Origin of the sequence: Oleomonas cavernae (assembly GCF_003590945.1) — a bacterium.
Lineage (GTDB): Bacteria > Pseudomonadota > Alphaproteobacteria > Zavarziniales > Zavarziniaceae > Zavarzinia > Zavarzinia cavernae.
Genome location: NZ_QYUK01000016.1, coordinates 13,554 through 34,621 on the forward strand (window position 1 = coordinate 13,554; position 21,068 = coordinate 34,621).

At 67.5% G+C, this 21,068-nt stretch carries 23 protein-coding genes and 1 pseudogene; 11 read left to right on the forward strand and 13 right to left on the reverse strand.

What is annotated here, in order from left to right; all coding sequences use genetic code 11:
* Window positions 1-79 precede the first annotated feature (79 nt).
* On the forward strand, window positions 80-2,551 hold the full coding sequence (locus D3874_RS25320; protein ID WP_233560413.1) for an AMP-binding protein: 2,472 nt from the start codon (window positions 80-82) through the stop codon (window positions 2,549-2,551).
* A 353-nt stretch (window positions 2,552-2,904) separates the two neighbouring features.
* Here the strand turns inward: D3874_RS25320 and D3874_RS32275 are convergent.
* The 5 genes and pseudogenes from D3874_RS32275 to D3874_RS25345 form a co-directional block, all read right to left on the reverse strand.
* A pseudogene (locus D3874_RS32275) lies at window positions 2,905-3,204 on the reverse strand (DUF4347 domain-containing protein); the annotation flags it as partial.
* 204 nt (window positions 3,205-3,408) lie between these two features.
* The gene (locus D3874_RS25330; RefSeq protein ID WP_119782515.1) at window positions 3,409-3,714 is read right to left on the reverse strand and encodes a type II toxin-antitoxin system RelE/ParE family toxin; all 306 of its coding nucleotides are present in this window, start codon (window positions 3,712-3,714) and stop codon (window positions 3,409-3,411) included.
* Window positions 3,714-3,962: a type II toxin-antitoxin system ParD family antitoxin gene (locus tag D3874_RS25335; protein WP_119782516.1), complete on the reverse strand. Its 249-nt coding sequence runs from the start codon at window positions 3,960-3,962 to the stop codon at window positions 3,714-3,716. Before D3874_RS25335 ends, D3874_RS25330 begins: the two co-directional genes overlap by 1 nt.
* Window positions 3,963-4,002: 40 nt before the next feature.
* Complete coding sequence (locus D3874_RS25340) at window positions 4,003-4,761, reverse strand: TSUP family transporter (protein WP_119782517.1); 759 nt, start codon at window positions 4,759-4,761, stop codon at window positions 4,003-4,005.
* Window positions 4,762-5,028 carry a hypothetical protein gene (locus D3874_RS25345; protein WP_147385864.1) on the reverse strand — a complete coding sequence of 89 codons (267 nt, stop codon included), beginning with the start codon at window positions 5,026-5,028 and terminating at the stop codon, window positions 4,762-4,764.
* Between the two features lie 108 nt (window positions 5,029-5,136).
* On the opposite strand from D3874_RS25345, the gene D3874_RS25350 reads away from it, so the two are divergent.
* The 9 genes from D3874_RS25350 (at window position 5,137) to D3874_RS25390 (ending at window position 11,072) form a co-directional block, all read left to right on the forward strand.
* Complete coding sequence (locus tag D3874_RS25350) at window positions 5,137-5,427, forward strand: hypothetical protein (protein ID WP_147385865.1); 291 nt, start codon at window positions 5,137-5,139, stop codon at window positions 5,425-5,427.
* 97 nt (window positions 5,428-5,524) lie between these two features.
* Window positions 5,525-5,803, forward strand: coding sequence for an acyl carrier protein (locus D3874_RS25355; protein ID WP_119782520.1), 279 nt, complete (start codon window positions 5,525-5,527; stop codon window positions 5,801-5,803).
* 19 nt (window positions 5,804-5,822) lie between these two features.
* On the forward strand, window positions 5,823-6,284 hold the full coding sequence (locus tag D3874_RS25360) for a 3-hydroxyacyl-ACP dehydratase FabZ family protein (protein ID WP_119782521.1): 462 nt from the start codon (window positions 5,823-5,825) through the stop codon (window positions 6,282-6,284).
* Between the two features lie 25 nt (window positions 6,285-6,309).
* Entirely contained in the window at window positions 6,310-7,332 is a 1,023-nt protein-coding gene (locus D3874_RS25365) for a beta-ketoacyl synthase N-terminal-like domain-containing protein (protein WP_147385866.1), read from the forward strand.
* Window positions 7,314-7,496 (forward strand): hypothetical protein, encoded by a 183-nt coding sequence (locus D3874_RS25370; RefSeq protein ID WP_119782523.1) that lies wholly within the window; start codon window positions 7,314-7,316, stop codon window positions 7,494-7,496. Before D3874_RS25365 ends, D3874_RS25370 begins: the two co-directional genes overlap by 19 nt.
* Before the next feature lie 16 nt (window positions 7,497-7,512).
* Window positions 7,513-8,766: a beta-ketoacyl-ACP synthase gene (locus tag D3874_RS25375; RefSeq protein WP_119782524.1), complete on the forward strand. Its 1,254-nt coding sequence runs from the start codon at window positions 7,513-7,515 to the stop codon at window positions 8,764-8,766.
* The gene (locus D3874_RS25380) at window positions 8,766-9,503 is read left to right on the forward strand and encodes an SDR family NAD(P)-dependent oxidoreductase (protein ID WP_119782525.1); all 738 of its coding nucleotides are present in this window, start codon (window positions 8,766-8,768) and stop codon (window positions 9,501-9,503) included. Before D3874_RS25375 ends, D3874_RS25380 begins: the two co-directional genes overlap by 1 nt.
* A gap of 14 nt (window positions 9,504-9,517) precedes the next feature.
* The gene (locus tag D3874_RS25385) at window positions 9,518-10,549 is read left to right on the forward strand and encodes a zinc-binding dehydrogenase (RefSeq protein WP_119782526.1); all 1,032 of its coding nucleotides are present in this window, start codon (window positions 9,518-9,520) and stop codon (window positions 10,547-10,549) included.
* A gap of 22 nt (window positions 10,550-10,571) precedes the next feature.
* Window positions 10,572-11,072 carry a hypothetical protein gene (locus D3874_RS25390; protein WP_119782527.1) on the forward strand — a complete coding sequence of 167 codons (501 nt, stop codon included), beginning with the start codon at window positions 10,572-10,574 and terminating at the stop codon, window positions 11,070-11,072.
* 24 nt (window positions 11,073-11,096) lie between these two features.
* Here D3874_RS25390 and D3874_RS25395 read toward each other — a convergent pair whose 3' ends face one another.
* The 8 genes from D3874_RS25395 to hflK form a co-directional block, all read right to left on the reverse strand.
* Complete coding sequence (locus D3874_RS25395) at window positions 11,097-11,780, reverse strand: intradiol ring-cleavage dioxygenase (protein ID WP_119782528.1); 684 nt, start codon at window positions 11,778-11,780, stop codon at window positions 11,097-11,099.
* Window positions 11,781-11,842: 62 nt separating this feature from the next.
* Window positions 11,843-12,424, reverse strand: a complete 582-nt coding sequence (locus tag D3874_RS25400; RefSeq protein WP_119782529.1) for a hypothetical protein — start codon at window positions 12,422-12,424, stop codon at window positions 11,843-11,845.
* Between the two features lie 82 nt (window positions 12,425-12,506).
* Window positions 12,507-13,427, reverse strand: a complete 921-nt coding sequence (locus D3874_RS25405; protein WP_119782530.1) for an Hsp33 family molecular chaperone — start codon at window positions 13,425-13,427, stop codon at window positions 12,507-12,509.
* 112 nt (window positions 13,428-13,539) lie between these two features.
* The gene (argF, locus tag D3874_RS25410; protein WP_119782531.1) at window positions 13,540-14,490 is read right to left on the reverse strand and encodes an ornithine carbamoyltransferase; all 951 of its coding nucleotides are present in this window, start codon (window positions 14,488-14,490) and stop codon (window positions 13,540-13,542) included.
* The gene (locus D3874_RS25415; protein ID WP_119782865.1) at window positions 14,487-15,695 is read right to left on the reverse strand and encodes an aspartate aminotransferase family protein; all 1,209 of its coding nucleotides are present in this window, start codon (window positions 15,693-15,695) and stop codon (window positions 14,487-14,489) included. The genes argF and D3874_RS25415 overlap by 4 nt, the downstream gene beginning before the upstream one ends.
* Before the next feature lie 263 nt (window positions 15,696-15,958).
* Complete coding sequence (locus D3874_RS25420; protein ID WP_119782532.1) at window positions 15,959-17,512, reverse strand: Do family serine endopeptidase; 1,554 nt, start codon at window positions 17,510-17,512, stop codon at window positions 15,959-15,961.
* A gap of 191 nt (window positions 17,513-17,703) precedes the next feature.
* Entirely contained in the window at window positions 17,704-18,615 is a 912-nt protein-coding gene (gene hflC / locus D3874_RS25425; protein ID WP_119782533.1) for a protease modulator HflC, read from the reverse strand.
* On the reverse strand, window positions 18,612-19,733 hold the full coding sequence (gene hflK, locus D3874_RS25430; protein ID WP_119782534.1) for an FtsH protease activity modulator HflK: 1,122 nt from the start codon (window positions 19,731-19,733) through the stop codon (window positions 18,612-18,614). The genes hflC and hflK overlap by 4 nt, the downstream gene beginning before the upstream one ends.
* A gap of 159 nt (window positions 19,734-19,892) precedes the next feature.
* Here hflK and apbC point away from each other — a divergent pair, with 159 nt between their 5' ends.
* Entirely contained in the window at window positions 19,893-20,996 is a 1,104-nt protein-coding gene (gene apbC / locus D3874_RS25435) for an iron-sulfur cluster carrier protein ApbC (RefSeq protein WP_119782535.1), read from the forward strand.
* Window positions 20,997-21,068: the final 72 nt, after the last annotated feature.

Here is a 21,068-nt window from a genome sequence, read left to right on the forward strand (position 1 = left end):
CTTCACGCCGCTGGCGCTGATCGTCATGACCCTGGCCGTGTTCGACCTGTTCCTGGTCGCCGGCAGCATCGCCCCGGCCATGCCGGCACCTGATCAACTGCACTCCGTCTTCAGCGTCTTCGCCGGTGCAGGGGCGATCCGCCTGCTCATCGATGCCCTCTTCTTCGGGGCGGCGGGCGCCGTCCTGGCCACCCCGCTACTGGTCCTGATCGCCGCGCCGCAGGACGAGCGGGCCAGTGCCCACTATTATTCGATCACCGGCCTGCTGGTGGGCCTGGGCGGCATCGCCCTGCTGCTGCTGGCCCTGTTGCTGCGGACGATCGGCCTGTCGATCGCCGACCTGTTTCTGGTCCTGACCCTGATCGCCCTGGCCACCATCCCCACGGGCCTCAGCCTGTGGCCCGATCACCTGTTCAAGTCGGCCGCCGCGCGGCTGCTGCGCCTGGCCTTCCGGGTCGAGGTGACGGGCGTCGAGAATATCGCCAAGGCCGGGGACAAGGTGGTGATCGTCGCCAACCATGCCTCGGCCCTCGATGCGCCGCTGCTGGCGGCCTTTCTGCCGGGCACGCCCAAGTTCGCCGCCACCGCCAAGGATGCCGAAGGGTTCTGGGCGCGCCTGCTGGGCAAGCTGATCAAGATCTTCCCGGTCGACACGTCCAAGCCGATGGCGGTGAAGGCGCTGATTTCCGCGGTCGAGCATGGCACGCCGATGATCATCTTCCCCGAAGGCCGGGTGACCGTGACCGGCGGCCTGATGAAGGTCTACGAGGGGCCCGGCATGGTCGCCGACCGGGCCGGCGCCACCATCCTGCCGGTGCGCATCGAAGGCGCCGAATACTCGCTGTTCACCCGCCTGTCGGGCAAGCAGCACCGCCGCCTGTTCCCCAAGATCACGATCCACGTGCTGGAACCCCGCCGGCTCGACGTGCCGGCGGGGCTGGCCGGCCAGCGGCGGCGGCGCGCCGTGGGCAACAAGCTCTACGACGTCATGATCGAGATGATGTTCCAGAGCGCCGATCTGGAACGCAACCTGTGGCAGGCCCTGCTCGACGCGCGCCGGGCCCACGGCAGCCGCAGCGAGATCGTCGAGGACCAGGACCGCAAGCCGCTGACCTACAACCGCCTGGTCATGGCCTGCCTGGTGCTGGGCCGGGCCATCGCCCGCCTGACCCAGCCGGCCGAGAAGGTCGGCGTGCTGCTGCCCAATACCGCGGGCGTGGCGGTCACTTTCTTCGCCCTGATCGGCTTCGGCCGGGTGCCGGCCATGCTGAACTTCTCGGCCGGGCCGTCGACCATGGCCTCGGCCTGCCGCACGGCCAAACTCAAGACCGTGCTGTCGTCGCGCCGTTTCGTCGCCATGGCCAAGCTCGAGGATGCGATCAAGGCGATCAGCGAGGTTGCGCAAGTCGTCTATCTCGAAGACGTGCGCACCGCGCTGAAAACCAGTGACAAGCTGTGGGGCCTGGCGGCATCGCGCCTGCCGCGCTTCCTGCACGGCGACCTGCACACCAGGCCCGACGACCCGGCGGTGGTGCTGTTCACCTCGGGCAGCGAGGGCCTGCCCAAGGGCGTGGTGCTGAGCCACCGCAACCTGAACGCCAATCAGTTGCAGGTCGCGACCATCGTCGACATCACCCGCCAGGACAAGGTGCTGAACCCCCTGCCGGTGTTCCATTCCTTCGGCCTGCTGGGTGGCCTGGTGCTGCCGATCATGGCCGGGGTGAAGACCTTCCTCTATCCCTCGCCGCTGCACTACAAGGCGATCCCCGAGTTGGTCTATGCCACCTCGTCAACCATCATGTTCGGCACCGACACCTTCCTGAACGGCTATGCCCGCGCCGCCCACCCTTACGACTTCTATTCGACCCGCTACATCTTCGCCGGGGCCGAACGGGTGAAGGACGAGACGCGCCGCATCTATGGCGAAAAATTCGGCGTTCGTATCCTTGAGGGTTACGGCACCACCGAATGCTCGCCGGTGATCGCGGTCAACACGGCGATGCAGTTCAAGCCCGGCTCGGTCGGCCGCCTGCTGCCGGCGATGCGTGCCCGCCTCGACCCGGTCGAAGGCATCACCCGCGGCGGCCGGCTGGTGGTCACCGGGCCCAATATCATGCTGGGCTACTACTGGCCCGACAAGCCGGCGGAACTGGCCCCGCCCGACGACGGCTGGTACGACACCGGCGACATCGTCGAGATCGACGACCTGGGCTTCATCACCATCTTAGGGAGAGCCAAGCGCTTCGCCAAGATCGCCGGCGAGATGGTCAGCCTGGCCGCGGTGGAACACGAAGCGTCCATCCTGTGGCCCGACTTCGCCCATGCCGTGACCAACCTGCCCGATCCGACGAAGGGCGAGCGCCTGGTCATGCTCACCACCTGCCCGGATGCCCAACGCGCGAAGCTCAGCGCTCACCTGCACGAGCAGGGCCTGACCGAGCTGATGGCGCCTAAACAGATCATCCACGTCCCCGAACTGCCCCTGCTCGGCTCGGGCAAGATCGACCAGCAGGGCGTCAAGGCGCTAGCCGAGAAGCTGGGCAAAGGCTGAGCCATCATGCACTCAGTGGGAAGTGCACCGTAACCTGCAAATATCGTCCTGCCCGGGCTTGTCCCGGGCATCCACGTCGGGACGAGCCACACCCGTCGACGAAAGAGGCAGCTTGCCGACGTGGATGGCCGGGACAAGCCCGGCCATGACGGCTGGAGTATCGCGCGCCGACCAGGAAGGGCGCTGCTACTGCTCGAAGCGTTCCAGAATCCGTCCGTCGGCGGCGACGAAGAGCCGGCGGGTGTCGCCCCAGAGATGGATGACATGGCCGTTGAACGGATTGCCGAAGCCGACCGAGGTCTGGGCGAAGACTTCGCCCCGCCGGGGTTCAGGAAGACATCCGCGGCCGCCTCGAGGAAGGCCCAGCCCTGGGCGCCCTCCGCGACATTGCAGCCGTTGAAATAGATGCGGGCATTGTTGGTGACCAGCCGGTACCAGCCCAGCTTGTTGGTCTTGGCACTACTCCAGTAGCAGGCGCCGATCCCCACGCCACCGAAGGAAATCTGCCCGGGGGAACCGTGTGTCTCGAACAGGACACGGTCGAAGTACCGCCCCGCCGTCAGCAGGCCGTTGATCCCGTCGTCGAGGTCATTGCCATCGGCGATCGGCAACTGGTCGGCCACGTTCCGCCGCCCCGCCGTCTGGCGGATCATCGCGTCGCTGGAATCGTAGATATGAAGCAATGCCACGGTCGATCCTCCATGTGTTGGATCCTTGCGTGTTGACCACGCTGTGATGACCCCACGATGGGATACCCGCCGGTTGAGGGTGTCAACGCAGGCGGCGGCCCCGGGCAGGCAATTCCGCTGCCCAAGTGACCGGCGTCACAAGCAGCGCAGGCGGAGGAACTGGACAAGTCATCGGTCGCGGAGCGCGGCGGGCAAGTCGTGCGCGCCATGGACCACGCGAAGGATCAGCGGCGGGTGGCGCTCGGCGTTGTAGACCAGAAGATAGGGAAAGCCGGAAACGACGAAAAATCGCCGGGAGGTGCCCGCCCAAGCTTCCCGCACGAAGCCAATTCGAGGATTGTCGGTGATCAAGGCCGCTGCCTTGATCACCGTCTGATGCAACGCTTCCGCCGCCAGCGGATTATCCTTGGCGATCCGGCGGATGGCTTCAGTCAACTCTCGGCGCGCCCGTGGTGAGAGGCGGGCAACCGCCATCAGCGCGACCCGGTGATGATGGCGTCGATTTCAGTCGACACTTCCTCGATGGCGAAGGTGCCGTCGCGGTCAGCCTCGGCCTCGGCCTCATCAAGTGTGGCCAGAAAGCGAAGGCGCTCCTCCTCGTCTCGCTGCAACAACCGCAAGCCGGCCCGCATGACTTCGCTGACGTTGTTGTAACGCCCGCTTTCGACACAGGCGCGGGCGAAATTCTCAAGCTCGGGCGTCAAATGCACGTTTGTGGCCATCGCACACCTATGTCAAAGATTGACATAAAATAATGAGCCCCTACCCCCAGATCAACAGCTTCAGCGCCATGCTGACCGACACCACGACCAGTACCGGGCGGACGATGCGGGCGCCGACGCGGACCACCAGGTGGGCACCGATCTGGGCGCCGACCAGGGCGCCGGCCGCCATCACCCCGCCCACCAGCCAGATCACGTGGCCGCCGCTGACGAAGACCGCGAGCGAGGTGACGTTGGAGGTGAAGTTCAGGACCTTGGCATGGGCGGTCGCCCGGCGCAGGGAAAAACCCAGCAGGGCGACGAAGCCGATGGCGAAGAACGAACCGGTGCCCGGCCCGAAGAAACCGTCATAGGCCCCGATCACCGGCGCCACCGCGCCGATGAAGAAGGCGAAGGAGACCCGCTGGTGGGCTTCGAGATCGCCGGCCCGGGGCGACAGCAGGACATAAAGGGCCACCCCGATCAGCAAGACCGGGATCAGCTCGGCTAGGGCCGAGGCATCGATCATGCGCACGCCGACGGTGCCCAGGGCCGCGCCGACCAGCGTCGCCAGGATGAACGGCCAAAAGGCGCCAAGGTCGATCTCGCCCCGCCGGATGAAGGCGACCGACGCGGTCAGCGTGCCGAAGCTGCCCTGCAGCTTGTTGGTGGCCAGGGCCGCGGCCGGCGGCAGGCCCACGGCCAGCAGGGTCGGCACCGTGATCAGGCCGCCACCGCCCGCGATGGTATCGATACAGCCGGCAAAAATGGCGACCAGGAACAGAAGGCCCAGGATCTCGGGGCTGGCCAGGAATTCCATCTAGGGCCTCAGCAGCCGGGCCCGGGCCAGGCCGAACAGGAAGGCCGGCGCCAGCATGAAGTGAAACAGGTCCGGCAGGGCACCCCGGGCCGATTGCCCCAGGAACATGACGTCCGCGACCTCGAGGCCCAGCCCGAGCAGCAGCAGCACCGCGATCGCCGCCAGATCCGACAGGCCGCGGCGCAGGGCCACCAGGACGAGGGCAAACAGCAGGAGCCCCAGATAGATCTGCCCGGCTTCGGTACCACCGGGCAACAGGTCGAACACGACCGACTTTATGCGGCCATACATTGCGCGCCGACCATCATTAATCTTTCGCTAGGGAGCAGCCGGTAGAGTCGCGCCGGAGGATGCCATAGGCAATCGGAACCAGCCATGACTGAGACTATTGCGGCCATTCGTCTGAATACCGTTGGCCAGCTCATGGAGCATGGCTATGCCGCGCGGCTGGACTGTGCGCCGTGCGGGCGCGGCGCCGATGTCGATCTGGACAGCCTGTGCCGGCAATTGGGCGCCCAGTTCCCCCTCGTCGAGATCCGCAAGCATGCCACCTGCCCCCATTGCGGCGGGGCGGTAACCCTGGCCATGCGCCTGGCCAAGGCCGGTCCCAAGCCCGCCGGCCACCCCATGGCGATCCGGATCAAGCCCACTTCCCCCAGGCGTTGAGCCCACGCAATCCGGCCTTGCACCGAGCATGATTGCTTTATCATGGCGCAATCCGTAATTTGCGCCGTGATTTTCGACCCCTGAGGGCCCCCGTTCCATGTCCGATACCTTCGACTCGATCGCCGATATCATTGCCGAGACCTGCAATATCGAGCGCGAGACCATCACCCCTGAGAGCCACGCCATCGACGATCTGGGCATCGACAGCCTCGATTTCCTCGACGTCACCTTCGGCATCGACAAGAAATTCGGCATCAAGATGCCGGTCGAAGCCTGGATGAAGGAAGTCAACGAGGGCCGCGCCACGACCGACGACTATTTCATCATGGCCAACCTCGCCGCCCGCATCGACGAACTGCGCGCCGCCAAGGCCTGAGCGGGCCTGGCCCTTCGCCATGCGCCTTGAATATTTCCAGATGGTCGACCGGATCGAGGCGATGGATCTCGACGCCGGGACCATCACCTGCCGGGCGGTGGTCCCTATGCAGTCGCCGGTGTTCGAGGGGCATTTCCCTGGCCACCCGCTGATGCCGGGCGTCCTGCTGCTGGAGTGCATGGCGCAGACCGGCGGCCACCTGATCCTGGCGCGCAACGGCTACGAGAAGATGGCCTTCCTCGCCCAGGCCGACCGGGCGAAGTTCCGCAGCTTCATCGTGCCGGGCGACGTGCTCGAAGCGCACAGCAAACTGACCCACGAGGGATCCGGCTATGCCGTGTGCGAGGCCCGGTTGCTGAAAGACGGCAAGACGGTGGCGGACGCCGAGATCCGCTACCGGGTCGTGCCCTTCCCGAGCCTTGAGCTCAAAGAACAAATGCTGGGTTTTGTGCGCACCCTGGGTCATCCCGACGTCGCCTGACACCCGCCTGGAATTGGAAAACAGCATGACGCGCGAGGTTGTGATCACCGGCCAGGGCCTTCTGTCGCCGCTGGGCCAGGATCTGTCGGCGACCTGGGCCGGCCTCCACGATCCAGCCGCGGTGGCCGCCGCTGCCCGGACCGATGTCATGCCGCCCTTCACCGTCTATCCGATGGCGCCGCCGCCGGTCGACAAATACGTGCCCAAGCGTGGCGACCAGCGGGCCATGGGCCCCTTCATGCTGCAAGGCTGCGTTGCCGCCGGCATGGCCATGGAACAGGCCGGCCTGCTGGGCAACCAGGACCTGCTCAAGCAGATCAACCTGATGGTCGGCGTGGGTGGTGGCGAGCGTGACGAGGCGGTCGACGAGGCGATCCTGGCCGCCTTGAACGGCGCCAGCGACGGCAACCTGCTGGCCGAACAGTTGCAGACCGAACTGCGCCCCACCCTGTTCCTGGCGCAACTGCCCAACCTGTTCGCCGGCAATATCTCGATCGTGCTGGGCGTCTCAGGCTCCAGCCGCACCTTCATGGGCGAGGAATCGGCCGGCATCGATGCCGTGCGCGTCGCCTACGAGCGGATCGCCAGCGGCCAGGCCGACCTGTTCCTGGTGGGCAGTGCCTTCAATGCCGTGCGCCAGGATATTTCGCTGCTCTATCATGCCGGCGGCTATCTGCTGCAAGACCCCGGGCTGCCCTTCTGGCGCCGGCCGCGGGCCGGCATGGCCCTGGGCTCGGCCGGGGCCTTCGTCGTGCTGGAATCGCGGGAGCATGCGCAAGCGCGTGGCGTTACCCCCTTGCCCGGCTGGCCGGCGTGGTCAACGACCGGTGCCGCCGCGAACCAGGCCAAGCGGCGGCGAATGCCCGGCGTGAATGGCAGGCCCTGGCGCCCCGGCCGGGGGCTGCCCTGCTGTCGGGTGCCACCGGTATCGGCCCGATCACCGCCGAGGAGCATGCCTTCCTGCATGAACTGGTGCAGGGTGAGGCCCGCCCCCAGGTTCGCCCGACGGCGGTGGCCCTGGGCTCCGGCATGGAATGCACCTTCCTGACCAATCTCGCCCTCTCGGTCGCGGCCGTGCAGGCGGGCAAACTGTTCCCGGCCCTGACCGACGATGCGATCGAACAGGCGCCGGGCAGCGAATTCGACCAGGCGGTCATCACCACCTGGGGCCACCGTCGCGGCGAGGGAATGGCCCTCGTCGAGCGCGCCTGACAGCGGAGTAGGAGCCATGGCCTCTCGTCCCGTCGCCGTTACCGGTATCGGCATCGTCACCTCGCTGGGCAAAGGCGCCTCGGTAAACTGGGATAAGTTGGTGGCCGGCCAGTCCGGCATCCACCGCCTGACCCGTTTCCCCACGGACAAGCTGCGCACCACCATCGGCGGCTCGGTCGACTTCCTGCTGGAGGAGCCGTTCTCGGCCACCCAACTGACCTTCGCCCTGGCCCATACGGCGGCGGCGGAAGCCGTCGAGATGGCCGGCCTGGGCGGGCCCGGCGACTTCCCCGGCGAGTTGTTCCTGGCAGCACCCCCGGTCGAGCATGAATGGCCGCAACGCCAGCGCCTGGATAACCAGGCGCCGGGCACGCCTCACACCTACAAGGGCATGCTGGCCGCCGCCGCCCAGGCGGGCGAGGACCTGCATGTCGACTTCGTGAACGGCACCATCGCCGACCGGCTGGCCGACGAGTTCGGCACCAAGGGCAGCCCGATCACCCTGACCACCGCCTGCGCCAGCGGCGCCACCGCGATCCAGTTGGGCGTCGAGGCGATCCGCCGGGGCCAGACCAAGGCCGCCCTGGCGATCGGCACCGACGGCTCGATCCACATGGAAGCGCTGATCCGCTTCACCCTGCTCTCGGCCCTGTCGACCAACAACGAAGACCCGACTAAGGCCGCCCGCCCCTTCGCCAAGGGCCGCGACGGCTTCATCATGGCCGAGGGTGCCGGCGCCCTGGTGCTGGAAGATGCGGAAGCGGCACAGGCCCGCGGCGCAACCATCCTGGGCTACATCCGCGGCGTGGGCGAGGCGGCGGACACCTTCCATCGCACCCGCTCCAACCCCAATGGCGAGGCGATCATCCGGGCGATGAACAATGCCTTGGCCGATGCCGGCGTCACCCCCGCCGACATCGACTACATCAACGCCCACGGCACCTCGACCCCTGAGAACGACAAGATGGAATCGTTCGGCATCCAGGCGGTATTCGGTGAACGCGCCAGCAAGGTCCCCGCCTCCTCGAACAAGTCGATGATCGGCCACACCCTGACCGCCGCCGGCGCGGTCGAGGCGGCGATCTCGATCCTCACCCTGCAGCACCAGATCCTGCCGCCGACCATCAATTGCGATGTCCCCGATCCCACGATCTCGCTCGACCTGGTGCCCAATGTGGCCCGGCCGGCCAAGGTCGACACGATCCTGTCGTCGTCGTTCGGCTTCGGCGGGCAGAATGTCTGCCTCGTGATCGGCCGCAACCCGGCGTGATGACCGGGGCGGTACTCGTCACCGGCGGCACCGGCGGCATCGGCGGCGCGATCGTCCGCCGCCTGGTCGCCGACGGCCATAAGGTGACCTTCACCTGGCGCGGCGATGCCGCCGCGGCGGCCGCCCTGGCCGCCGAGACCGGCGCCCAGTCGGTGCAACTCGACCTGGCCGACCGTCTCGCCGTCGCCGGGTTCGCGGATTTCCTGGCCGCGGCCGAGGCGCCGCTCTACGGCCTCGTCCACAATGCCGGCAGCACCTATGACGCCCTGGCCGCGACCATCGATGTCGAGGCTGCCGCCGCCCTGTTCGAGGTCAACCTGTTCTCGCTGATGGCCCTGGTGCGCGGCGCCGTGCGCGCCATGACCGCGGCCCGCCGGGGCCGCATCGTCGCCATCGGCGCCCTGGCGGCCCGGCGCGCCGTGGCCGGCAATGCCGCCTATGCCGCCTCCAAGGCGGCGCTGGAAGCCTATATCAAGACCTTGATGGCCGAGGTCGCCCGCCGCGGCGTCACCGCCAATGTGGTGGCACCGGGCTGGATCGATACTGCCATGGTTACGGCGCCCGCCGAGGCCCGCGCCGCCCTGGCCAAAACCATCCCGGCCCAGCGGCTGGGCAAGGCGGAGGATGTCGCCGCCATCGTCGCCTTCCTGTTGCGTGAAGAAGCCGGTTACATCAACGGGACGGTGGTGACCGTCGACGGCGGCCTGGGCAGCATGCTCGCCGCGCCCAAGAACTGAAGAAGGATAATCCCATGCTGGCGCTGCGCCTGATCGCGGAAGGCCGTACCGAACTGGTCGAGATGGAGACCCCGCCGGCCCCGCCGGCCGGCCAGGTCAAGGTCCAGATGAAGACCGTGGCGCTCAACCACATCGACGTCTGGGGCCTGCGCGGCATGGCTTTCGCCAAGCGCAAGCTGCCCTTGACCGTCGCCGTGGAAGGCGCCGGCGTGGTGGTCGAGGTCGGCGCCGGCGTCACCAGCCACAAGGTGGGCGACCGCGTGGCGCTCTATGCCGGCGTCACCTGCGGCCATTGCAAGCGCTGCCTGAGGGGCCAGGAGAACCTGTGCGAGAACATCGCCGGGATCATGGGCTTCCACATCGACGGCCTGGCCGCGCAATATGTGAACCTCGACCCGCGCCAGGCGATTCACATCCCCGACGGGGTGAACGACGTCGACGCCGCCTGCGCCACCACCACCTTCGGCACGGTCGAGCACATGCTGTTTGAGAATGCCAGGCTGGAACCCGGCGAGACCATCCTGATCCAGGCCGGTGGCTCAGGGATAGGCACCACCGCGATCCGCATGGCCAAGAAGGCCGGCGCCTATATCTTCACCACCGTCGGCTCGGACGAGAAGATCGACAAGGTGAAGGCCTTGGGCGCCGACGTGGCGATCAACTACAACAAGGACCGCTTCGAATCGATCGTCCGGCGCCAGACCGACAAGAAGGGCGTCGACGTGGTGTTCGAGCATGTCGGCCCCGACACCTGGGCCAAGTCCCTGTTCTGCCTCAAGCGCGGCGGCCGCCTGGTCACCTGCGGTTCCACCACCGGCGTCTCGGCCGAGACCAACCTGTTCGCCCTGTTCCAGAACCAGATCCGCATCTTCGGCTCGTTCGGCGCCAATTTCGGCAACATCCGCTCGGGCCTGGCCAAGATGGCCGACAAGTCGGTCCTGCCGGTGATCGACAGCGAAATCGAGCTGGGCGACATCGGCACCGCCCTGCGCCGGATGCAGAGCCGCGACCTGTTCGGCAAGATCGTCGCCCACGTGCCGGGGTGATGATCCGCTAGGGGGAGCCGCCATGCTGGACCTGGAGAGCCCGATCTGGGAAACGCTCGAGGGCGGCTACCGGGTTGTATACGACCCGCGACCGGCGCTGCTGGCGCTGGAACGGGGCGAGAATGTCGCCGCTGCCTGGGATGAACTCTGGAACGAGTTGCATCACCAAGGCGACGTGGGGGAAGCTTCCTATGCCGCTGTCCCGCATCTTGTCCGGATCTATGCCGCCGGCGGTGCCGCGAGGTACGACACTTACGCCATCGTGGAAGTGGTCGAGGAATGCCGCCTCGCTGGCAATAACCCGCCGCTGCCGGACTATCTCCGCGAGCCCTACGAAGCCGCCTGGCGGCAATTGGCCGAGCTTGCCCTGAGGGACCTGCCGCTTACGGACAAGCTTGAAATCGTCTCGTGCATTCTCGCTGTCATGGCCATGAGCAAAGGCCTAAGCGGACTCGCCCGTATCGCCGCCAAATTTGACGAAAGCGAGCGCGAAGAAATGATCCGCCTCTATTTCCAGGCCTGACGGAAGCCGACTTGAAGCCTGCCCCTATGACGCCGCCGGGTCGATGCCGATCACCATTGCCGCCTCATAGCCGTCGGACACTTGCTTGATGCTGGCCACGGAGGCCTCGCCGGCGCGGCGGGCGATGCCGTCTTGGGCATTGGTGGTGTCGGGCTTGCTGCCCCGGGCCGAATAGGGGGCCGTGCTGCTGTAGACCGCCTCGCTGAGCGCGTCGGGAAAGAAGATCTGGCCGGTGAGGACATTGGCCCGGTCGATGAAGGCCTTGAAATGGATATGCGGGGTGCGGCCGCGATACCAGCCGGGATAGAGCGTGGTGAACTGCACCGTGCCGTCGGCGCCGGCGATCTGCGTGGCGCGCAGGAAGGTTTCGCCCACGGTCGAAATGTCCCGGCCGTCGCCCTGGCCGGGATAGCCGGAATAGAGGCCCAGGGCATCGCAATGCCAGACATCGACCCGGGCCTTTGCCAGCGCCTGGCACCGGGCATCGACGACCTGGAGCCGCAAGGCAAGCGGCACGCCGGGACGCCCCTCGCGCATGTCGGCGCGAACCAGCCTGGGGTCGGTATAGAACGGCCCCTCCGTCACCTGCGGCGTCAAGCGGCAGACATCGCCGGCCTGCGCCACAGCGGCCCCCGGCAGCAGGACGGGTGCCGCTGCGGCGGCGGCGATCAGGGAAAAGGCCTGGCGGCGGCTGTAGATCCTGGTCATCGGCGAGGCTTTCGGTTCATCTGCCCTTAACGCGCCGCTTGGGCCAAACCCTGCGCCGGGCCTTACGTCCGGAAGGCGCCCATGTAGCGGTCGATCGAGGCCTGGGCGAGCCTGTCGAACTCGCGGATCGCATCGCCGGTCAGGGTGTAATAGGCCTGTCGCCGTTCGGTGAAGGTTACGTCCTCGGGCAGCGTGGTGCTGCGTTCCACCTGGGCGCTGGCGCGGGCGGTGTTGAGGCCGTCGGCACTTTGCGCGACGATTTCGGCCGCCAGGCGCACGATGATGCGCCAGGCCTGGTCGGTCTGGAAGGCGCCGCTGATGCCGCCGGTGGTGGCAAGCGACTCCTGGACCGCCGAGGCTTCCGTGATCAGCACGCTGGCCCGGCCCGAGGTGCCGGCGGCCTGGAGCCGGTCGCCGGCCCAATCCGCCAGGGCCTGGGCCGGCGGCACGTCGAAGTCGACCTCGAGATGCCCCTCGCCCAGCGGCGTGTAGCGGTTGTCGACCGTGATCTCCTCGACATTGAGCAGGATCGGCCGCTCCTTGAAGCTGAACGCCGGGAAGGTCGGCGCCGGGTCGCGGCTGCCGGCGCAGGCGCTCACCAGGCCGGCGGCACCGATCCCCAGGAAATGACGGCGAGAGAGCATGGCACGCGGGTCCTTGCGATGATCACGTCGAGTGGAGACCGATTCTCCCCGGAAAGGAAACCCACCACCGGCCGAACGGTTGCTAGACGGCGACCGTGTCGGGATCGAAGGCGAAGCCCGCGTTGCAGAATTCGCACGTGACGACGATGCGGCCGTCCACCGCCATGTCGGCGCGGTCCTGTGCCGGGAACTGGGCCAGGACCGTGGCGATGCGCTCGCGGTTGCAGCGGCAGCCCACCGCCAGCGCCAGGGTGGGATAGACGCGCACGCCATCCTCGTGGAACAGGCGCCAGGCCACTTCCTCGGCCCGCAGGTCGGGGCCGACCAGTTCGTCGACCGTCACCGTCGATGCCTTGGCCTTGGCGGTGGTCCAGCGATCCTCGGCCACCGCATCGGGCAGGTGGCCGGCCCGGTCGGCGCGCGGGCCGGTCTCGCCATGGGGCAGGTGCTGGATCATCAGCCCGCCGGCCAGCCACGGCCCGCCCGGCCAGGCGCGCTTGGCGGCCAGGCGCACCAGGGTCGGGATCTGCTCGGAATCGCGGAAGTAGGCCTCGGCGCATTCGGCCAGGCTGTCGCCTTCCAGGGCGACGATCCCCTGGTAGCGGTCGGTATCCGGGCCCTGGTCGATGGTCAGCGCCAGATAGCCCTTGCCCAGCACGTCGCGCACGCCGCGCCGGTCGGGGCCCAGGGCCGCCAGTGCCGCCCGATCGACCTGGGCAAAACCGCGCAAGGCGCCCGGCGTGGCAAAGTCGGAAACCATCATGGAAACCGGGCCGTCGCCCTTGGTCTGCACCGTGAAGGTGCCGTCGAACTTCACCGAGTTGCCCAGCAGGGTGGCGACCAGGATCAGTTCGGCCAGATGCTGGGAAACCACGTCGGGATAGTCGTGGCGCGACAGGATGGTGTCGACGACCGAGCCCAGGCGCACGATGCGCCCGCGGACATCGAGCCGGTCGATCTGGAACGGCAGAACCCGGTTCTGCCCCTTCTGGTTGTCATTCATCTACGCAAGCCCTCAAACGCCGGGCGGCCGCGTCCGCGGCCTGGGCTCGCTTCGCTGGCGCTACGCGGGGCCTCAATGGCCCTTGGACGGATGACCGTGTCCGAGCTTATCATCACTCTGGCGTCGAGAAACACCAAGCCAGGATGCCCTTCTGGGCATGCAGGCGGTTCTCGGCCTCGTCCCACACCACCGACTGCGGCCCGTCGATGACTTCCGACGTTACCTCCTCGCCGCGGTGGGCGGGCAGGCAGTGCATGAACACGGCGTCCTTGTGCGCCAGGCTCATGCGCCGCGTATCGACGCGGTAGGGTGCCAGCAGGTTGTGGCGGCGTTCGGCCTCGGTATCGCCCATCGAGACCCAGGTGTCGGTGACGATGGCGTCGGCCCCGCGCGTCGCCGCGTCCGGGTCGCTGGTCAGGACCACGTCGGCGCCCTGCGCCTTGGCCCAGTCGAGAATCTTGCGCGGCGGCTCCAACTCCTTGGGGCAGGCCAGGCGCAGCGAGAAGTCGAAGCGGGCGGCGGCGTGGATGAAGCTGCGCGCAACATTGTTGCCGTCGCCCAGCCAGGTCACGGTGCGCCCCGCGATCGAGCCGCGGTGTTCCTCGTAGGTCATGATGTCGGCCATGATCTGGCACGGGTGCGACCAGCGGGTCAGGCCGTTGATCACCGGCACGGTCGCGGCTTCCGCCATCTCGGTCAGGTTCGAATGGTCGGAGGTGCGCAGCATGATGGCATCGACGTAACGCGAGAGGACCCGCGCCGTATCGGCGATGGTCTCTTCCCGGTTGAGCTGCAGCTCGGTGCCCAGCAGCAGCAGGGTCTGGCCGCCCAACTGGCGCATGCCGACATCGAAGGAGACGCGGGTGCGGGTCGACTGCTTCTCGAAGATCATCGCCAGGATGCGGCCGTCCAGCGGCTTGCCCTGGTCCGGCACGCCCTTGGGCAGGCCCCGGCGCGCGGTCTTCAGGAGTTTGGCCCGGTCGAGAATGCCGCGCAGGGTGGACTTGTCGAGAACGTCGAGATCGAGAAAATGCCGTGGCGACTTCGAACCGGCAACACTCATGATGCAGCCTTTACCTTCACCTGGGCACTGACGGCCGCGCAGGCGCTGTCGAGGAGCTTGGTGGCCTCGGCCACGTCCTCGTCGGTGATGATCAGGGGCGGCAGCAGGCGGATCGTATTGTCGCCGCCGGCAACGCCCAGCAAGCCCGCATCGCGCATGGCGTTCAGCAGCAGGCGGTTCTCGATGCCGTCGCGCACCTTGAGGCCCAGCATCAGGCCCTTGCCGCGGATGCCCTCGACCACATCGGGGTGGCTGTCGACGATCATGGCCAGCGACTGGCGCAGGCGGCCGGCGATCTCGTTCACGCGCGGCAGGAAATCAGGCGCCAGCATCACGTCCAGCACGGCATTGCCCACCGCCATGGCCAGCGGATTGCCGCCATAGGTCGAGCCGTGGCTGCCCGCCACCATGCCGACCGCGGCCTTGGCCGTGGCGAGGCAGGCGCCCAGCGGGAAGCCGCCGCCGATCGCCTTGGCCACCGCCATGATGTCGGGCGCAGCACCTTCGCCCGCCCATTCATGGGCGAACAATTTGCCGGTGCGGCCCATGCCGCACTGGACCTCGTCCAGCACCATGAGGATGCCGTGCTCATCGCAGATCTGGCGCAGGGCGCGCAGGGTCGTGTCGGGAATCGGGTTGATGCCGCCCTCGCCCTGGATGGGCTCGAACAGGAGGCCGGCGGTCTGTGGCCCGATCGCCGCCTTCACCGCCTCGAGATCGCCGAAGGGCACCTGGTCGAAGCCGTCGACCGGCGGGCCGAAGCCGTCGAGGTGCTTCTTCTGGCCGCCCGCGGCGATGGTCGCCAGGGTGCGGCCGTGGAAGGCGCCCTCGAAAGTGATCAGGCGGTAGCGCTGCGGGTTGCCGGTGGCGGAATGATACTTGCGCGCCATCTTGATCGCGCATTCGACCGCTTCCGCCCCCGAATTGGTAAAGAAGGCGAGATCGGCGAAGGTTGCCTGGGTCAGGCGCTCGGCCAGCCGCTCCTGCCCCGGGATGCGGAACATGTTGGACGTGTGCCAGAGCTTGCCCGCCTGCTCGGTCAGTGCCTTCACCAGATGCGGATGGGCATGGCCCAGGGCGTTGACGGCGATGCCGGCGGCAAAGTCGAGGAACCGTCGGCCGTCGGTCGACACCAGCCAAGCCCCTTCACCCTTCTCGAAGGCAAGGTCGGCACGCGCATAGGTCGGCAAAACAGCAGAAGTCACGGCCACGCTCCCGATAATGACAGAGCACGCCGGGATCGCTCCCGGCGTTGGAAAGCGGGAGAGTAAATAGGCAGTGCCTTGTTCTGTCAACGTTCTTGGGGTTGTCACGATAAGCCCTCTCCGCCCTTCAGGGGGAGAGGGTGGGGTGAGGTGGGTGGTCGGCGTAGAGCGGGATCTGTCCCGTCGACCACCTCACCCGCCCGTCGCTCACGCGACGGGCCCCTCCCTCTCCCCCGCCAAGCGGCGGAGAGGGGATTATCGGCCTACTTGTCGACGCGCAGGGCGACGAAGCGCAGGTCGCCGGCGCGGCTGATCAGGAACAGCACCGACTTCTTGCCGGCTTCCTTCTCGGCCTTCACCTTTTCGGCGACCTGGGCCGGGTTCTCGACCTTCGACTGGGCCACCTCGACGATCACGTCGCCGGGCTTCACGCCCTTCTCGGCCGCCTGGCTGGTGCCGGCGACTTCGTTGACGATCACGCCGTTGACGTCGTCGGGGATCGAATAGCGGCCGCGCAACTCGTCGGTCAGGGGGACAACGCCCATGCCCAAGACCACCTGGGCCTTGCCCGGCGTCGTGGTGCCCTTGCCGCCCTCGCCCTCGCTCGCGGCCACTTCGGCCTCGTCGAGCTGGCCGACCTTGACCTCGACGGTCTTCTCCTTGCCGTCGTGCCAGATCACCACCGGCACGGTTTCGCCGATCTTGGTCTCGGCCACCACGCGGGGCAGGCTGCGCATGTCGTTAACCGGCTTGCCGTCGAAGGTCAGGATGATGTCGCCGGCGGCAATGCCCGCCGCCGCCGCCGGGCCCTTTTCGTCGACCCCGGCCACCAAGGCGCCGCGCGCCCGGTCGAGGTTGAGGCTTTCGGCGATCTCGTCGGTCACGCTCTGGATGCGCACGCCGAGCCAGCCGCGACGGGTCTCGCCGAATTCACGCAACTGGGCGACCACCTGGGCCGCCAGGGCCGAGGGCACGGAGAAGCCGATGCCGACCGACCCGCCCGAGGGCGAGTAGATCGCCGTGTTGATGCCGATGACTTCGCCGTCCATGTTGAACAGCGGGCCGCCGGAATTGCCGCGGTTGATGGCGGCGTCGGTCTGGATGAAATCGTCGTAGGGGCCGGCGTTGATGTCGCGGTTGCGCGCCGAGATGATGCCGGCGGTCACCGAACCGCCCAGGCCGAACGGGTTGCCGACGGCCATCACCCAGTCGCCGACCCGCGCCTTGTCGGAATCGCCGAAGTTAACATAGGGCAGCGGCTTGGAGGGCTTGACGATCAGCACGGCGACGTCGGTCTTGGGATCCTTGCCGCGCAGTTCGGCCGCCAGCTTGGTACCGTCGGCCAGGGTCACGGTGATTTCCTCGGCATCGGCGATGACGTGATTGTTGGTCACGATGATGCCCGATGGATCGATGATGAAGCCCGAACCCAGCGAGGTCACCTTGCGCGGTTCGGCCCCGCCCTGGCCGCGGCCCTGGCGGTCGAAGAAGTCCTTGAAGAACTCCTCGAAGGGCGAGCCGGGCGGGAACTGCGGCATCGGCACTTCGCCGCCTTCCTCGCCCTCGCCGCCGCTCACGGTCTGCGTGGTCGAGATGTTGACGACGGCCGGGCTCAGCTTCTCGGCCAGATCGGCGAAGCTCTCGGGCGCACCGCGGGCATGGGCGGCGTGGCTGCCCAGCATGACGGCGAGCAGCAGCAAGGCGGTGACGAAAATGAACAGCCGGCGATGCAGCGCATCTTGGCGCGCGACGGAAACGGCGACCGGTCCGCCCTGGCCCGTCCGGCGCGACCGGAGTGACGATTGATCGAGGTCCATCTTGTGACGGCTCCATGAAGTGCGGCGCAAAGCATTGGCCGCCGAACGAATTCCTGCAATCGATTCGCGGGGGCGGCGCTTGAAACCGCCTGGCGAGTGGGATTTAGGCGCGGATTGTGGAGGCATTGTGACCGAGCGCCCGCGAGACCGGGGGAAATGCCCCACGCCGCCGGGCGGCATGGGGCACCCGATCACTTGGCCGGCGCCTGCCCCGCCACGGCCCCGGCAACATTGTCGAGGTAGCGGAAGAAATCGCTGTCGGGCGACAGCACCATGGTCGTGGTCTTGTCGTTCAGCGCTTCGCGATAGGCCTGCATCGAGCGGTAGAAGGAGAAGAAGCCCGGATCCTTGCCGAAGGCATCGGCGAAGATCTTGATCGCGTCGCTGTCGCCTTCGCCGCGCTTGATCTGGCTGTCACGCTGGGCATTGGCGATGATCACGGTGACATCGCGGTCAGCCTCGGCCCGGCGCTTCTGGGCCGCTTCCTGGCCGGTCGCGCGGATCAGCTTGGCTTCCTGCTCGCGCTCGGTGCGCATGCGCTGGAAGATCGCCTGGCTGTTGGCCTCGGGCAGGTCGGCCCGGCGGATGCGGACGTCGACGATTTCGATGCCGTTTTCCTTGGCCTTTTCGTTCACCAGCTCGCTGATGCGGCGCATCAGCAGGGCGCGCTTGCTGCTGCCCTGGGCTTCGCGCGGGTCCAGCAGCAGAGCGGTCAGCTTCTCGCGGCCGACCACGTCGCGCAAGGTCGACGAGATGAAGGCCGAAAGCTGGCGCTGGGCGATGTCTTCGGTCCGCAGGCGCTGGTAGTAGCGCAGCGGATCGATGATGCGCCAGCGCGCGAAGGCATCGATCACCACGCGCTTCTGGTCGGCCGCGATCAATTCCTCGGCCGAGGTTTTGACCAGCAGCACGCGCTTGTCGATATAGACCACGTTCTGGAACAGCGGGATTTTGAAGTAGAGGCCCGGCTCGGTGATGATCTTCTTGGGATCGCCGAGTTGCAGCACCATCGCCTGCTGGGTCATCGAGACCGTGAACATGGACGACAGGGCGGCGATCAGCAGGACGACGGCGACGACGGCGCCGGCAACGAGGCGGTTCATGGCCGGCCTCCCTCGATAGGCGCGCCGGGCGCCCGGCCCAGTTCGGGCAGCGGCAGGTAGGGCAGCACGCCCTGAGTATTGCCGCCGTCCAGGATCATCTTGTTCACGTTGCGCAGGATGGTTTCCATGGTCTCGATATAGATGCGCTGGACGGTAACGTCCTTGGCCGCGTTGTAGGCCGTCAGCACCGCCAGGAAGCGCGAGGCCTGGCCTTGCGCGTCGGCGACCACCTGCTGGCGGTAGCCTTCAGCGTCCTGGAGGATCTTCTGGGCCTGGCCGCGGGCCTGGGGCACCTTGTCGTTGTAATAGGCCTCGGCCTCGTTGCGGTACTGCTCCTGGTTCGCGCGGGCGGCCTGCACGTCGCGATAGGCGTCGATGACCGCGCTGGGCGGATCGACCCGATGGAGCTGCAGCTGCGTGACCAGGATGCCGGCGCCGTAGGAATTCAGCACCTGCTGGATCAGGTCGCGGGCTTCCTGGGCGATCTTGCCGCGGCCTTCGGTCTGCGCATCCTGGAGGCGGGAGCGGCCGATCACCTCGCGCATGGCCGAGACGGCCACGTCGCGCACGGTTTCGTCCGGGTCCTGGATGTTGAACAGGTACTTGCCGGCATCGTCGATGACCCAGAACACCGAGAAGGCGACATCGGCGATGTTTTCGTCACCGGTGAGGATCAGGCTCTCGTCCGCCGATTCCCGGCGCACCGGCCGGCCGACGTCGGTCGTAGGCAGGCCGACATCGACGCGGTTCTGCGTCGTGACCGAGGGAGTCTCGGCGCTTTCGATCGGCGCCGGCAGGTGGTAGTGCAGCCCGGGCTGGGTCGTCTCGACCCACTTGCCAAAGCGCGTGACAATGCCCAGCTCGTCGGGCTCGACCCGGTAGAAGCCGGTAAACAGCCACAGGCCGACAACGACGAGCACCGCGAGCAGGACGCCGCGCTTGCCCCAGCCGCCGCCGGGAATGATTTCCTTGAACCGGTCCTGGCCGCGACGCAGCAAATCCTCGAGATTCGGCGGCTGACCGCCGGGTCCCCGCGGGCCCTGACCCCACGGGCCGCGCCCGCCGCCGCCACCGCTGCCCCCGCCACCCCAAGGGCCGCCATTGTTCTGCCACGGCATGCTGTCGTGATCTCCCCGCAAGATACAACCAGCCCGACGGTTGGGTGCCGGGCTGCGATACGTTATATGGACGATCGGCCAAAGCGAAGCCTGTGGCCGCCGGTTGGTGATTGCCCTCCGCAATGTGGGCGAAAAGCCGGGTAATTCAAGGACGAAGCGATGACAACCATCTCCCGCGAACAGGTTCTGGCCGCCCTTGCCCATGTGCCCGACCCGGATTCCGGCACCGATGTCGTCGCTACGGGGCGAATCGAGGGCCTGGTCCTGCGCGACGGCCATGTCGCCTTCTCGATCGCGGTCGAGCCGGAAAAGGCGGTCGAACGGGAAAGCCTGCGCCTGGCTTGCGAGCGCGCGGTGATGGCCCTGCCCGACGCCCTGTCGGTCACCGCCGTTCTCACCGCCCATCGCGGCGCGCCGGCCGCCGCCCGGCCCGCCCCCAAGACCCAGGCCAGCCCGCCCGAGATTCCCGGTGTCGCCAGCGTCATCGCGGTCGCCAGCGGCAAGGGCGGGGTGGGCAAGTCGACCACAGCGGTCAACCTGGCCCTGGGGCTGGCCCGCCTGGGCAAGAAGGTCGGCCTGCTGGATGCCGATATCTACGGCCCGTCGATCCCGCGCATGCTGGGCCTCTCGGGCAAGCCGACCACCACGCCCCAGAAGAAACTGGTGCCGATGGAGGCTTACGGCATCAAGACCATGTCGATCGGCTTCCTGGTGCCCGAGGAGCAGGCGGTGATCTGGCGCGGCCCCATGGTGATGAGCGCGATCGGCCAACTCTTGATGGAAGTCGACTGGGCGCCCCTCGACATCCTGGTGATCGACCTACCGCCGGGCACCGGCGATGCCCAGTTGACCCTGTGCCAGCGGGCCCCGCTGGCCGGCGCCGTCATCGTCTCGACACCCCAGGACATCGCCCTGATCGATGCCCGCAAGGGTCTTGCCATGTTCGAGAAGGTGGCGGTGCCGGTGCTCGGCATCGTCGAGAACATGAGCTACTTCCTGTGCCCCCATTGCGGCGGTCGGTCGGACATCTTCAGCCATGGCGGCGCGCGCGAGACCGCGAACACGCTGCGGGTCGACTTCCTGGGCGAAATCCCGCTGCATATCGCCATCCGCGAACATTCCGATGCCGGTCGGCCGATCGTCGCCGTGGCGCCGGAGAGCCCGCAATCGACCGCCTATCTCAACCTGGCGGTCGCGGTGGCCGCCCGCCTGGACGGGGCAGCCGACGCCCGACGCCCCGCCCCGCGCATCGTCGTCAGCTAGACCGGCAAGGACAGGAACATTGAGCATATCTCCTGCCGGCGATCAGGGTCCCGAGCCGGTACGTTTGCGCGA